We start from the raw sequence: 14,229 nt of genomic DNA on the forward strand, positions 1-14,229 counted from the left end.
CTCGCACTCTGTCAGAGGCGCGGGGGCGGGATCAACGGATCATTGCCCGGGTGTGGCGATTGCGCCCGGTACGGTGGCGGCGTCGGCATCGGATTGCCAGCGGACCAGCCGCCGGTCCAGCACACGCCGCCAGAGCGGCGGTAACAGCGCCAGTCCGGCCATAACCGGAAGCGGGTAGGGCAGAATCGGCATCTCGCCCCGGTCAAGTTGGAGCGCCGGGTAGGGACGCGAGGGCGAGGTATGGTGATCGGAATGGCGCGGCGCGTTCAGCATCAGCGCCGAGGAAAACCAGTGCGGTGCGTTCCACGAATGGCGCGGCCCCACCGGTTCGAGCCGGCCATCGGGCGTCGTGCGGCGGCGTAGCCCGTAATGCTGCACGTAATCCGACATCAGGATCTGCACCTGCGCGTAGAGCGCCATGAAGAGATAGCCCGCCAGCGCGGGTCCGCCGCCCCAGAGCGTTACGGCGACGGGCATGGCCAAGCCGCCGGCCACGTAAAGCACGTAAGGATGGCTCAACGGGCTGCGCTTGCGGCCCGAGCGCAGATGCGTTTCCGCGCGCAGACCCGCGAGAAAGGATTGCACGCTGGCGCGCAGGGCGTAGCGGTAGAAGCCTTCGCCACGCGGCGCGCTGTTGGGGTCGGCGTCGCTGCCGACATGGACATGGTGCACGCGCAGATGCGCGCTGGCATGGTGGCCCACCATCAGAGACGTATAGATCAGACGGCCCAGCAGGCGTTTGGACCGGTGATTGCGGTGGATCAGCTCGTGCGCGACGGGGTGCGAAACCTGCCCGAACATCAGACTGGCCGCGATGGCGATCAGGGCCGTCTTGCCGGCGCTCAGGCCGCTTGGGCCAGCGATGGCCCAAAGCGCCAGTGCAAGGACAGCGAAGTGCGTCACCCCGAGGGCCACGAGCAGTACGTCTGCGGCGGGAAATTCCGCGTCGGGATCGGCATTGACCGCCTCCACCGCGATCAGCCGGTCGAGCGCGAAGACGAGCACGGTCAGGTAGCCCACGGCAAGCCACGGCCAGACGCCGCCCAGCCAGACGCCAAGCGCGATCAGCGCGGCGGGCATCAGTGTGGCAAGGGTGAAAAGGCGCATTGGGGCGGGGTCCGTGGTCTGCAGAATGGCAAGGATCAACTTGGCGGCAATGACGATTCGCTCAAGGTATGGCGGCACGGTTAAATGGCGTTTGACGCGTCACCGTGGTCTGTGTGTCGCGCCATTTCAGCTAAGGGGGGAGCGATATATTTTTTACACAACTTAAAATAAGCTTTCTTCATATCCGGTTCGCGTAAACCGCACATAGGCAGCCTGCAGCCCTGAACGCCAAGCAGTCGCGTAATGCGGTGTCGCACTCCATACGGCCGAGGCAGGCCAAGATATAGCCGTTCTCCGCGCTGGCGCAGCTCTTGCGGAACATCAAATCGGGCGTCTCGCCGCCGATGAGACGCTGACGATTGCGTGTCATGCGCGCGAATTTATCGGCCGCGCGTTTTCTCTTTACGCAAAAGGTCCTCTGGATGGCCCAAGGTTCTGCCGACGTGGACAGGGGATTAGGCTTGCGTCACGCGGAAGGTGCGAGCGAGACCGTGACAGGCGGGAGGCAAGGCCAGTTCAGGCGAAGGCGCGCATCGGATCACGACCGCGCGGGCGCACGCTGGGTCAATGCCGTCTTTTCATCCGCGCGCGGGAGGTTTAACTGGACGGGTCAGACCGATCCCGGGGGGGAGCATGTCCTTTTTTCGTAAGCTCAAAGACAAGTTGACGCGGTCGTCGTCCAAGCTCGAAGAAGGGCTGGACGCGATCGTCGAAGAAGGAGGCGAGGAGGAGGACGTCGCCGCGCTCGAGCCGGACCCGACGCCAGATCCGCCGCCCGCGCCCGATCCGCAGCCCGACCCGGAACCAGAGCCAAGGCCCGACCCCACGCCGCCTGCGCCGCCCACCGAGATCCCCGATCCCGCCCCCGACGTCACGCCGCCGCCCGAGCCCGAGCCGGTGCCCGATCCGGGACCTGCGCCCGCGCCGGATCCCGCCCCCGAGGAAGTGCCGCCGCCGGACAATGTTCCGCCACACGATCCCGGCGAGGTGCCGCCCGCCGCCCCGCAGGAAGTTCCGCCGCAGCCCGCACCGCCCCAGCCGCACCCAATGGACCCTGCGCCACAACCCGAACCGTTGGGCATCCCCGAGCCCGAGACGTCACCGGCAACGCCTTCGGACGGGCCCAAGCCTGGCCTTCTGGGGCGCCTCTTTGGGCGGGGCAGCCAGCAGGGCACGGTCATGCGCCGGGTGCTGGACGACGACATGCTCGAACAGCTTGAAGAGCTGCTGATCACCGCAGATATGGGCGTCGACACCGCCCTGCGCGTCACCGCCAACATGGCCGAGGGGCGGATGGGCAAGAAACTGTCGAGCCAGGAGATCAAGGCGCTTCTGGCGCGGGAGATCGCACGGATCATGGAGCCGGTGGCCAAGCCGATGCCGATTTATCCCAAGCGCCCGCAAGTGGTGTTGGTGGTGGGCGTCAACGGATCGGGCAAGACCACGACCATCGGCAAGCTCGCCAGCCAGTTCAAGGCCGCCGGAAAGTCGGTGGTGATCGCCGCCGGCGACACCTTCCGCGCCGCGGCGGTGGAACAATTACAGATCTGGGGCGAGCGAGCCGGCGTTCCGGTTCTGACAGCGCCCGAAGGCTCGGACCCGGCAAGCCTGGCCTTCGATGCCATGGACAAGGCCGAACGGGACGGCGCGGATTTGCTGATGATCGACACGGCCGGACGCTTGCAGAACCGGCAGGACCTGATGGAGGAGCTGGCCAAGATCGTGCGGGTCATTCGCAAGAAAGACCCCGATGCGCCGCACAACACGCTTCTGGTGCTGGACGCCACGACGGGGCAGAACGCCCTGAGCCAGGTCAAGACATTTCAGGAACTTGCGGATGTGTCGGGTCTGGTGATGACCAAGCTCGATGGAACCGCAAAGGGCGGTGTGCTGGTGGCCTTGGCCGACAAATTCGGCCTGCCCATTCACGCCATCGGAGTGGGCGAACAGATCGACGATCTTGCGCCGTTCGATCCCGAGGAATTCGCCGCAGCGCTGACGGGGCTGGAGCGCTAGTGATACAAGAGGCTATCGACGCGCTTGGCACGGCCAGTTTCTGGCTGGACGCCGCCATCGTCACGGCGATCGTCCGCTTCGTCTGGACAGTGGTTCAGCGCCTTTCGGACGCGCTGCTTTTTCGACTTTCGCTAAGGACCAAGGTAATCGAGGTCAGCTTTGAAGCGCGCCCGGACGTGCCGCCGGAGATCGAGGCGCTAAAATATCTCTTCATCCGGTATGGCAACGACACCTATCTGCGCGAGCTTGCCAGCGATCAGGAAAAGCATCACGGCAAGCTTCAGAACAGGGTCTATGCCGTTACGGTCGATCCGCCTTTAAACGGCGTACGTAGAATTCGCGTGAAACTGCGTGTTCACAAGCGGTTGGGCACGCAGTTCAAGTTCTTTGTGGATGTCAAAGGCGAGACAGGGCCAGTGATTTCCTATCTCGAGTCGCACGACAACATCTACAAAGTCGAAGCCTCACCCCGGCCCGGCGACAAGAAACGCGTGTTCTTTTTGGTTAAGGACTATCCCGAGATCGAAACGGTAGACGGCTTTCGCAACAACATGATCTTCCCGGTATGACCTCGCGTTGCCGACCGCCAGCCGCATGAGCGACTGGCTCGTCTCGCTGGAAGGCACGGAGGCCGGCGCGCGGCTGGCCATGGCGCTGGCGCTGTTGGCGGCGCTGCTGCACGCCGTGTTTGGCGCATTGCAGAAGGGGCGGCATGATCCGTGGCTGACACGTGGGGCGATCGATGCCTGTTACGGGCTCATGGCCGCGCCCTTCGCGCTTTTCGTCGTGCCCTGGCCCGAGCCGCATATGTGGATCATCTTCTTTTTCGTCTGGCTGATCCACTCGACCTACAAGGTGCTGCAGGCGATGGCCTATATGCGCGGGGCCTACACGGTGGTCTATCCGGTCGTGCGCGGCACAGGGCCGCTTTTTACCGTGATCGGGGCCTATTTTCTGTTCGGGGAAAGTTTTACCGGCATGCAGTGGAGCGGGGTCGCGGTGCTGCTCATGGGGATTTACGGGTTGGCGATCTACAATTTGCGCACCCTGACGGTCGACCGTGCCACAATGCCCGCGGCGTTGGGTCTTGCGGTGCTCACGGGCCTTTTCGTGGCGCTTTACACCACCTATGACGCGTACGGCATCCGCGCCACCGCGGACCCCTTCACCTTTCTCGCGTGGTTCTTTTTCATCGATGGCCTGACCTTCCCGGCCGTGGCCTATCGACGCTGGTGCGCGATGCCCGGTCGGCCCGCCGTTGGGCCACTGCTCCTGCGCGGCTGGATCGGCGGATTGGTCGCGTTCGCGTCTTTCGGATCGGTGATGCTGGCCACACGTCTTGACAAGGTGGGTGAGGCGGCTGTCTTACGCGAAACCTCGACCGTGTTCGCCGCCGCGATCGGCTGGATTTTTCTGAAGGAAACGGTAGGACCGCGGCGGATTGCGCTTATGGCATTGATTGCCGCCGGCGCGGTCATAGTTGAAATGGGCGGATAAGGGAGCGGAACATGGCGGGCGACAACGGCAACAAGGGGATCAAGGCGGCCCTGGAATTCGGACCGGTGCTTGGGTTCTTCGTGGCGTATTTGTGGTTCAAGGACGAGGTCTTCGTCGTCAACGGAACCGAGTATGACGGCTTTATCTTCGTCACCGCAGGCTTCATCCCGGTGTTCCTGATTGCCATGGGCGCGCTTTGGTGGATGACCGGCCATTTGTCGAAGATGCAGGTGGTCACAGCGGTTCTGATCGTGGTTTTCGGCGGCATGAGCGTGTGGTTCAACGATCCGCGCTTTTTCAAGATGAAACCGACGATCATCTACCTTCTGTTCGGCGGTACCCTGGCAGTCGGCCTGCTGCAGGGGCGCTCTTACCTACAATACGTGATGGACGGGATGATGCCCCTCACCGATCGTGGCTGGATGATTCTGACCAAGCGGATCACCTATTTCTTCCTCGCCCTGGCGCTGCTGAACGAAGTGATCTGGCGGACGATGAGCGAGGAAACCTGGGTGTATTTCAAGACCTTCGGGCTGACGGCGGCGGTGTTCGGCTTCTTCATGACGCAAGGCCGGCTTTTCGCGGAGCACGGAACCGGAGAGAAAGACGACGGCTAAACTCGCCCTTTGCGCGAAATAGCACCAGAAATAACGCGGCGCGATCCCGCTTCTGTCTTACCGATGCCTTAATTCGGAACGACCGTCGCAGGCATGAGTATGCGTTTGTCTTCCCGTATCATCGAGGCGCTTGCCTCGGTTCCGCCGCTCCGGCCCGCCACCATCGTTCCCATTGTCGTCATGGTGTCGCTTTGGACGATGTGCGTGCAGGCTGGCGGATCTCCTGAGCGGGCCTTCGTGACGGTCATGGTCTTGGGTCAGAGCTTTGCCATTTGGCGCAGTCTGCCGCGCGCGGCACACGCGCTGAGCCGTCCCGGGCGCGACCGCACCAATATGCTTGTCTGGCCCGTGGTGGGCATGGTGGCGTTGGCCGCAGCGCAGATCGTGATCTGCGAGCCTGTGTTCAGTCAGCGCCTTTTGTCGGCGGGCTGTATATTCGTGCTTGTGGTCATGGCGCTGGGCATGCGGCGCGAGCGCCAAGTGCTGGCCCGGGTCGATAACCGGGTCGACGCACGCAAGGTGCCGCTTTTACGCATTAACGCCCTGGTCGCTGCGCTGACGCTGGTGGTCAATGAAAGCCTGATCGCGGCGGAGGAACTGGTGGTCTGGGTGGCGGGCATGGCGCTTTTCGCGGTGGCGGTGCATGGGCTCTACTGGTTCATGGTGCTTCTGGTCTTGCCGGCAGAGGACAGCCACGCCTGAACCTGCGCGCCCGGCGCGTCCGGGCGCAATCCCGGCCAGAGACGTGACCAGCGCGGGTCAGGCCGGTCGGGCAACGCGGCGCGCAATTGCGAAAGGGGCAGACGCTCGGGTGTGCGAAGAAGCGCGCGGTAAAGCGCCATTGCGCCGGGACGAAGATAGGGCGACCAGTGGCAGACCCGTGACGGCGTGCCCGACACATCGAACCCGGCGCGGGCCAATTGCCTTTGGGCTGCCGGGTGATCAATCTGGATCTGCAACGTGTTGGGCAGGGTCGGAAAGGCCTCGGTCAGGCAGCGTGCGCCCCGCGCCGGTGGACGAATCAAACGTTCGAACAGGAAATCGAACAGATCGTTTTCGCGGCTGGTGATGTGGATCACCTCGGCACGCCGCCCGGCGGGCGAGGTCAGCGCAAGTTCGGCGGCGAGTGCGTATTCCGCGGCGTTGAGCAGGATGATGCGGCGCGCGCCCGCGGTCCGAACCTGCGCCAAAGCGCCGAGGACCACGCGCGCGCCGAGAGAATGCGCGATCAAGTGCACCGGACGGTGGGGCGCGTGGCCATGCAGTTGGTCGATCAGGTGCGCCAGTTCGGTGGCCGCATGGCTGGCGCGCCCATAGGCCTGTCCGAGCGTGCCGCGCGCCGGCCAGCCGAAGCCGATAGCGAGCCCTTCGCCTGCAGCGCCGGTGCCGAAACCGAGACCGCGCGGCCAGCTTAGCGCGGTGCGTACAGGGCGCGGTGAAAGCGACAGGATATGACGGTGCGGGCAGGCGCGGACATGTCCCGGGGCGAACTTGTAGCCGTGTACCATCACGATGACCGGGCCGGTCATGTGCCGCATTTCACGCAACGCCGCGTCCGGACGGGCGCCCGTAAGGTGCAGACAAAGGCCATCGGGCCCGGCGTTGATCGGTAGCAGCGGCACGCGCGCGATCCCCTACATCTTGTGGTCCGGTTCTGCCCAAGACATATGACGCGGGAGCAAAAGCTTTGTTACACCATCGTGACGCAGCAAGTACGCAACGCCCCTGCGCGGCGCGGTTGACGCCTTCCTTCGCGCAGGGTAATTCGACGGTGTGGCGATTTGTTACCGGATTGCGGGCCACGTAAAACACCACCGCTAAAGAGGTCAGGAGAAAGCCCCCTTTCGCTTGACCGGCACGGGGCTTTTTTATTGGGCACGAGCTGCCCGGAGGTCGAAAGATGACAGACACATGGAAGACGCGCACCAAACTGGTGCATGGCGGCGTACGGCGCAGCCAGTATAACGAGGTGAGTGAGGCGCTCTTTCTCACGCAAGGCTTCGTCTATGACAGCGCCGAGGCTGCCGAGGCGCGGTTCCTGCAGGCGGGCGAGGACGAATTCATCTATGCCCGCTACGGCAACCCGACCGTGGCGATGTTCGAGCGGCGCATCGCGGCGCTGGAGGGCGCCGAGGATGCCTTTGCCACGGCAAGCGGCATGGCAGCGGTATCGGGCGCGCTGACCTCCATGCTCAAGGCGGGCGATCACGTAGTGTCGGCGCGCGCGCTTTTTGGATCCTGCCTTTACGTACTTGAAGAGGTGCTGACACGCTTCGGGGTCGAGGTGACCTTTGTGGATGGAACCGATCTGGACGCGTGGCGCGCAGCGGTACGCGAGGACACGAAGCTCGTGTTCTTCGAGACAATTGCCAATCCCACGCTGGAAGTCATCGATATCGCGGCCGTCGCCGAAATCGCGCACGCGGTCGGGGCACAGGTCATGGTCGACAACGTCTTCGCCACGCCGGTCTTCTCGCGCGCGCTGGAGCAGGGGGCGGATGTGGTGGTCTACTCCGCCACCAAGCATATCGACGGGCAGGGGCGCACGCTTGGCGGCGTGATCCTTGGGACGACGGAATTCATTCGCAAGACGGTTGAGCCCTACATGAAACATACGGGCGGTTCGATGTCGCCCTTTACGGCGTGGGTGATGCTCAAAGGGCTCGAGACAATCGACCTGCGCGTGCGCGCACAGGCGGCCGGGGCGCTTCATATCGCGGAGGCGTTGCAGGGTCATCCCAAGCTTGCGCAGGTCATTTATCCCGGTCACCCGAGCCATCCGCAACATGCGCTGGTCGCGCGGCAGATGGGCAAGGGCGGAACCGTGATTGCGCTCGACATTAAGGGTGGGCAGGGGGCGGCCTTCCGGTTTCTGAACGCGCTGCAAATCGTGCTCATCTCCAACAATCTGGGTGACGCCAAATCGATCGCCACGCATCCCGCAACCACCACGCATCAGCGGCTTGCCGAGGATGTGAAGGCAAAACTGGGCATCACTCCGGGTCTGGTGCGGCTTTCCGTCGGGATCGAAGATCACGAGGATCTGATCGCGGATGTCCTGCAGGCGCTGGACGCCGTTTGAGCCAATGCGCCGCCCGTGCACACCCGGCGGCGCATGCGTGTTTTCGCCGGGACTCACGGGGCAAGTGCGTCACAGCGAGGGACTGTTTTTTGCGTGACCTAACGGAACTCTCTACCGTCGAGTGGTGTTGATCGCTGCGCCAGCGACGCCTGCGACTTTGATCCGATGCGCCGTGTTTCGCGTAAAACGTGACGAAAATAGAAATTCTCGCCGGCAGGCTATATATACACCTGACTGGTGTTACACGAGGACTGGGCCATGAACATCCATACCGCTCGACTGACCGATGTGGGCAGCCGTACCGAGGCCGAGGAGGCTTTGGAGCGTCTGCGCGCTTGGGCGGCCCAGGCGACGCCGGAAGAGGTGGCGGATCTTGATCCGGCCATTGCGCGCCTGCTGCCCGACGGCGAGGTATCGAACTATCCGCTGCTCAAACGCGACTATCCCGAGGATTTCGCGCCCGACGCCCAGTATCGCGCGGATATGCCGGACCTGCAGAACGGGCCGTCCTCGCTCATCAAGGGCGCCAAGCGCGCTTTGCAGCATGTGGGCATCTCGAATTTCCGCCTGCCGATCAAGTTTCATACCCGCGACAACGGGGATCTGACGCTTGAAACCTCGGTGACCGGCACGGTCAGCCTCGAGGCCGAAAAGAAGGGCATCAACATGTCGCGCATCATGCGCAGCTTCTATCGGCATTCGGAAAAGACGTTCAGCTTTGAAGTCGTTGAAGCAGCGCTGGACGACTATATTTCGGACCTCGAAAGTTTCGACGCCCGCATCCAGATGCGCTTTTCCTATCCGATGAAAATCCAGTCGTTGCGGTCCGGCCTGGAAGGGTTCCAGTATTACGATATCGCGCTGGAGCTTGTGGAGCGCGACGGGGTGCGTCGGAAGTACATGCATCTCGATTATGTCTATTCGTCAACCTGTCCGTGTTCGCTTGAACTAAGTGAGCACGCGCGGCAGACGCGCGGACAGCTGGCCACGCCGCACTCGCAGCGCTCGGTTGCAAGAATTTCGGTCGAGGTGAAAAGCAAGAGCTGCATGTGGTTCGAGGACGTGATCGATCTGGCCCGCGAAGCGGTGGCGACGGAAACCCAAGTCATGGTGAAGCGCGAAGACGAACAGGCGTTCGCAGAACTTAATGCGGCGAACCCTATTTTCGTGGAAGACGCCGCGCGTCTTTTTGCCGAACAGCTTCTGAAAGACGACCGGATCGGCGATTTTCGCGTCGTGGCCAGTCATCAGGAAAGTCTGCACAGCCATGACGCGGTTAGCGTGCTGACCCATGGCGAAAGCTTTGACGCGGCAAGTCTCGACCCGAAACTCTTTTCGACGCTTATCCATCCCGGTTAAAGCCGGGATCGCCCGATAATTCAGCATCATGCGGCGGCGCAGCTCAGCGCCGGCGCTTTTTTGCGCCTTTTTTAAAGGGTAACGGCGGGGGTTTTGCTGCGCTTGCAAAATCAATACATACTGGCCTGAGGGAACGGGCCGATTCTTCCGGCCGAGGGAATCAGATCGGAAAGGACGGAACACGATGGATTTCTTTACTGCACCTCTCAGAATGTCAGCCGCCTCGATGCGTCTTGCCGGGTATATGCTTGAGAAAAACCTTCAGGTCATGCACGCCACGAACATGGCATTGCTCGACGCGCATATGAGCGCTCTTGGCCTGCGGCGCAGCGGTGAACGCGGAAAGCCCAAAATGCGCGCCGTCAGCAAGCCAAAGACGGCTGCGAAAGCATCTGCCCCGACGGCGGTCTCAACGACGGCCAAGACAAAGAAATCGACGTCGACCGCGACGAAGAGCACCAAGAAAGCGGCGCCGGCCACCTCGGCCAAGTCGGTCAAGAAATCCTCTGCGCCGAAGAAAACTGCGGCGTCGAAGCCGGCGGCCAAAGCCACGTCGAAGTCGAGCCGGAGTTCGGCGCCGAAGACCGCACCTGTTTCGCCCAAGACCAAGGCATCGGCACCGGCCGCAAAGACACCCGAGGTTGCGGAGACGAAGGCGGTAACGACCAAACCCGAAGTCTCGGCGAAGGCCGCCAGCCCGGCACCGACCCCTGAAGCCAAGACAGTGCCGGCCAAACCTGAAGCGACCCCCGCTGCCACGCAGGGCAATGTCACGGCCTTCCCCGGCGCGGCGCAGCCAGCCGCCACCGAAACCGCCACGCAAGAGACTGCGGCCAAGCCGGGCGAGCAGAAGCGCCCGCGCAAGCCGTCCGCCCCGCCGGCGATGCCAGAGCGAATGGACGGTACGAAAGACGCCAAGTAAGGCACTGTCCGTAAATGGACTCTGAAGCCCCGGGTTGCGCCAGACGCAATCCGGGGCTTCTTGTTTGTCGGTACTCATGTCAGGGCGGCTGACCTATCTTGAACGCAAGGGAGGAAACCAGACACATCCAAGCGAGGTTTCCAGATGATATCGACACCGAAAAACCCAACTTTTCAAAGCTCTGCGGGCACTGGCGCGCTGTCGCGCCTCTTTTCACGGTTCCTGAAGGCCATGGAGGACCATCTGCGGATCGCATCGCGGCGCGATCTGATTGAAAAGCTCGAAGCGAAATCCGACGCTGAGCTCGCGGAGCTTGGCATCAAACGCGAGGATATCGCGATGCACGTTCTGCGTGATATGTTCTACGCCTGACACGGTGCGCCCCCCGGTTTTTGCGCCAGGGGCGCTTTGGCGCTACTGCCGCACTTCTACGCATGCCGCTGGGCGTGAAGAGATGTTGAAGCGTCCTCTGACATGGTCGCGCGCCGCGCGCGCTTGACACCGCTTACGCCCGGGGCCAACTCTGCGCTCCATGTTGGATTTTCGTCCCGTCGGATACGTGATCGGCCTGATGGTCATGGCGCTTGGCCTGGCCATGGTGCTGCCGATGGTGGTCGATATTGCCGAAGGGCTTGGGCATTGGCAGGTGTTCGCCGAAAGCGCGATCCTGACCATCCTGATCGGCGGTCTTGTGGCGCTTGCCTGCCGCAACGGGGTGCGAGAGGGGCTGACGATCCAGCAGACCTTTCTGGTCACCACATCCGTCTGGCTGGCGCTGCCTTTATTCGGTGCGCTGCCGTTCATACTCGGCGCGACCGAGGCGCGGATCGTGGATGCGGTCTTTGAGGCAATGTCGGGCCTGACCACCACGGGATCTACCGTATTGAGCGGTCTCGATAGCCTCCCGAAAGGCCTGTTGCTGTGGCGTGGGTTGCTGCAATGGCTTGGCGGCATCGGGATCATTGTTGTCGCCATGGTGTTCCTGCCCGAGTTGCGGGTCGGCGGCATGCAGATCTTCCGGTCGGAATCCTTCGACACGATGGGCAAGATCCTGCCGCGGGCAACCGAAATTTCATCAAATATCTCGATCATCTATATCGGCATCACGCTGGCCTGCGTAGTCTCTTACATCCTGTGCGGAATGACCCCATTCGACGCCACGGTACACGCCCTGACCACGGTCTCGACCGGTGGCTTTTCCAATTACGATGCCTCTTTTGCGACGTTTTCCGGCTCGGCAGAATGGGTGGCGGTCGTCTTCATGATACTCGCGGCGCTACCCTTTGTGCGCTACGTGCAGTTGTTGAGCGGGAGCAATGCGCTTTTTCTCGACAGCCAGGTGCGCGTCTTTCTCATGACGATCGGCGTGCTGGTGGTGATAACTGCGGCAGTCCTTCTGACGAACTTTTCGCGCCAGCCTGAACAGGCGCTGCGCGAGGCTGCGTTCAACATCACCTCGATCATCAGCGGCACGGGCTATGCCAGCGTCGATTACATGGGCTGGGGGTCGTTCCTGATCTCGATCTTCTTTTTTATCGGTTTGATCGGCGGCTGCGCCGGCTCGACCTCTTGTTCGATCAAGATTTTCCGCTACCAGCTGCTTTTCGCGTCCGTGCGAACCCAACTTAGCCGGATCTACACGCCGCATGGTGTGTTCACTCCACGTTACGAGGGCCGTCCCATCGCCGATGACGTGCTCAGCTCGGTGATGTCGTTCTTCGTGTTTTTCGTCGTAACGCTGGGGCTGATCGCTGTGGCGCTGGCGATGACCGGACTCGATTTCACCACGTCGGTGTCAGGCGCGGCCACGGCGTTGGCCAATGTGGGGCCGGGCCTGGGCGACACCATCGGGCCGTCAGGAAATTTCGCGACGCTCAACGATACCGCCAAATGGATCCTGACCGCCGCGATGCTGATCGGGCGGCTGGAGTTGCTGGCGGTTTACGCGATCTTCACTCTGAATTTCTGGAGAGCCTGATGGTCGAAACCGCCCCGACCCGCCACTTGGGGGCGCAGATTTCGCACATGCTCAAGGCGCGGGGGGTCGACGTGATTTTCGGCATACCCGGCGTGCACAATATCGAGATGTATCGCGGCGTCGAGGAGGCCGGGATCATCCATGTCCTGGCCCGGCACGAACAGGGTGCGGGATTTATGGCCGACGGCTATGCGCGGGCCAGCGGCAAGCCCGGGGTGGCCTATGTGATCACTGGCCCGGGTCTTTGCAATATCATGACGCCGATGGGGCAGGCCTATTCAGACAGCGTGCCGCTGCTGGTGCTATCCTCCTGTCTCGACGAGACAGTGGCGCGGCGCGGCCAGCTTCACCAGATGATTGACCAGGCGGGCGCGGCGGCGTGTGTTTGCGACTGGAGCTTTGAGGCGCGCACGCCCGGTGCGGCCTTTGCCCTGATCGACCGCGCCTTGACCGAGTTCGTCAGCCAGCGACCGCGCCCAAAGCATCTGCAGATCCCGATCGGCCTGCTGGGCGCTGACGCAGAGGCGTGCTGGGATGATCTCTATTTGCCGGGATACGCGCGGCCGCTCCCTATACCGGAGCAGGTCGAAACTGCGGCAGAGGCACTGAAAGCGGCACGGCGACCTCTCTTCGTATTCGGCGGCGGTGCATGCGGCGCCGTACAGGCCGCGCGTGATGTGCTGCGCCTGTCGCGGGCCTCATCCTTTTGCACCTATGCCGGACGCGGGATTGTCGCGGCCGATGATACTTTGTACTTCGGCGCCTATCTGGCGCGACCGGACAGCGCGGCGATTTTTGCGCAAGCCGATCTTGTACTTCAGGTCGGTACTGACATGGCCGAAGTCGATCTGTGGCGGGACGCGCTCGGTCACACCTGCGAGACCATCCATGTCAATCTGGACGCGGAGGTTTTAGCGCGGGGGAAAGGCACGGATCAGCGTATCCACGCCGACAGTCTGGAGTTTCTCAAGGCGCTCGGGGGGCGGCTTAAGGACCATGTGCCGCAGACGACATGGTTCGAAGAGGATGTCGCGAAGACGCGAGCGCGGTGGCGGGCCGAGGTGGAATCGGAGCGCCCCGGCATCCTGCCGGTGCTCGATGCGCTGCGAGACATCACCCCGCCTGAGACGATGATCTATTCCGACATGACGCAGATCGCCTACACAGCGCTTGAGACGTGGCCGATGGACTGGCCAGGCCACTGGCACCACCCTTACGGCTTTGGCACGCTGGGTTACGCGGTGCCAGCCGCCATCGGCGGAGCAGTGGCGCGGCCAGGCCTGCCGACGCTGGCCATCGCGGGCGATTACGGCTTCCAGTATACCTTGCAAGAGCTCGGCACGGCGGTCGAACTGGGGCTGCCGTTGCCGATTGTGGTCTGGGACAACGCGAAGCTGAAAGAGATCGAGGACGCGATGGTGCGCGCGCAGATCGCGCCCAATGCCGTCGTGGCGCAGAACCCCGATTTCTGCGCGCTGGCGCGTGCCTATGGCGCGCATGCGACGCTGCCCGGGACGCTGGACGAAATGCGCATGGCGGTAAGGGCGGCGTTCGAGGCTGACCGTCCGACGCTGATCCATGTCAGACCGGGGCTCGCCTAAGGCCGCGGGTGCCAGGCCACCTCTCACGCGTCTGGTTTCTGTCGGTGCGA

General features: G+C 62.8%; 13 protein-coding genes and 1 riboswitch. Of the genes, 11 read left to right on the top strand and 2 right to left on the bottom strand.

From position 1 onward, the window contains the following. Positions 1-39: 39 nt before the first annotated feature. Positions 40-1,107, bottom strand: a complete 1,068-nt coding sequence (locus tag EZV60_RS02490; RefSeq protein ID WP_135501791.1) for an alkane 1-monooxygenase — start codon at positions 1,105-1,107, stop codon at positions 40-42. 633 nt (positions 1,108-1,740) lie between these two features. Here EZV60_RS02490 and ftsY point away from each other — a divergent pair. The 5 genes from ftsY to EZV60_RS02515 all read left to right on the top strand — a co-directional run bounded on the left by ftsY (position 1,741) and on the right by EZV60_RS02515 (position 5,939). Next, a complete protein-coding gene (gene ftsY / locus EZV60_RS02495) occupies positions 1,741-3,123 on the top strand; it encodes a signal recognition particle-docking protein FtsY (RefSeq protein ID WP_135501793.1) in 1,383 nt (460 codons plus the stop codon). After that, the gene (locus tag EZV60_RS02500) at positions 3,123-3,692 is read left to right on the top strand and encodes a hypothetical protein (protein ID WP_135501795.1); all 570 of its coding nucleotides are present in this window, start codon (positions 3,123-3,125) and stop codon (positions 3,690-3,692) included. Before ftsY ends, EZV60_RS02500 begins: the two co-directional genes overlap by 1 nt. Positions 3,693-3,717: 25 nt before the next feature. Beyond that, entirely contained in the window at positions 3,718-4,620 is a 903-nt protein-coding gene (locus EZV60_RS02505) for a DMT family transporter (protein ID WP_135501797.1), read from the top strand. Positions 4,621-4,631: 11 nt separating this feature from the next. After that, positions 4,632-5,237, top strand: coding sequence for an inner membrane-spanning protein YciB (locus EZV60_RS02510; protein WP_135501799.1), 606 nt, complete (start codon positions 4,632-4,634; stop codon positions 5,235-5,237). Positions 5,238-5,342: 105 nt separating this feature from the next. Beyond that, positions 5,343-5,939 carry a hypothetical protein gene (locus tag EZV60_RS02515; protein ID WP_135501801.1) on the top strand — a complete coding sequence of 199 codons (597 nt, stop codon included), beginning with the start codon at positions 5,343-5,345 and terminating at the stop codon, positions 5,937-5,939. Here the strand turns inward: EZV60_RS02515 and EZV60_RS02520 are convergent. Then, positions 5,888-6,859, bottom strand: a complete 972-nt coding sequence (locus tag EZV60_RS02520; protein WP_135501803.1) for an alpha/beta hydrolase — start codon at positions 6,857-6,859, stop codon at positions 5,888-5,890. The two genes, EZV60_RS02515 and EZV60_RS02520, sit on opposite strands and share 52 nt — an antisense overlap. 141 nt (positions 6,860-7,000) lie before the next feature. Beyond that, positions 7,001-7,079: riboswitch (SAM riboswitch) on the top strand. Positions 7,080-7,137: 58 nt separating this feature from the next. Here EZV60_RS02520 and metZ point away from each other — a divergent pair. From metZ to EZV60_RS02550, 6 genes are all read left to right on the top strand, one after another. Then, positions 7,138-8,319, top strand: coding sequence for an O-succinylhomoserine sulfhydrylase (metZ, locus tag EZV60_RS02525; RefSeq protein ID WP_135501805.1), 1,182 nt, complete (start codon positions 7,138-7,140; stop codon positions 8,317-8,319). Between the two features lie 258 nt (positions 8,320-8,577). Then, complete coding sequence (gene folE2 / locus EZV60_RS02530) at positions 8,578-9,678, top strand: GTP cyclohydrolase FolE2 (RefSeq protein ID WP_135501807.1); 1,101 nt, start codon at positions 8,578-8,580, stop codon at positions 9,676-9,678. Positions 9,679-9,862: 184 nt separating this feature from the next. After that, on the top strand, positions 9,863-10,600 hold the full coding sequence (locus tag EZV60_RS02535) for a hypothetical protein (RefSeq protein ID WP_135501809.1): 738 nt from the start codon (positions 9,863-9,865) through the stop codon (positions 10,598-10,600). A 144-nt stretch (positions 10,601-10,744) separates the two neighbouring features. Then, a complete protein-coding gene (locus tag EZV60_RS02540) occupies positions 10,745-10,972 on the top strand; it encodes a hypothetical protein (protein WP_135501811.1) in 228 nt (75 codons plus the stop codon). Between the two features lie 160 nt (positions 10,973-11,132). Further along, positions 11,133-12,578, top strand: a complete 1,446-nt coding sequence (locus EZV60_RS02545; protein ID WP_135501813.1) for a TrkH family potassium uptake protein — start codon at positions 11,133-11,135, stop codon at positions 12,576-12,578. Next, positions 12,578-14,179, top strand: a complete 1,602-nt coding sequence (locus EZV60_RS02550; protein WP_135501815.1) for a thiamine pyrophosphate-binding protein — start codon at positions 12,578-12,580, stop codon at positions 14,177-14,179. Before EZV60_RS02545 ends, EZV60_RS02550 begins: the two co-directional genes overlap by 1 nt. Positions 14,180-14,229: the final 50 nt, after the last annotated feature.

The sequence above is a fragment of the Roseovarius aestuariivivens genome (genome assembly GCF_004761875.1).
GTDB classification, from domain to species: Bacteria; Pseudomonadota; Alphaproteobacteria; order Rhodobacterales; family Rhodobacteraceae; genus Roseovarius; species Roseovarius aestuariivivens.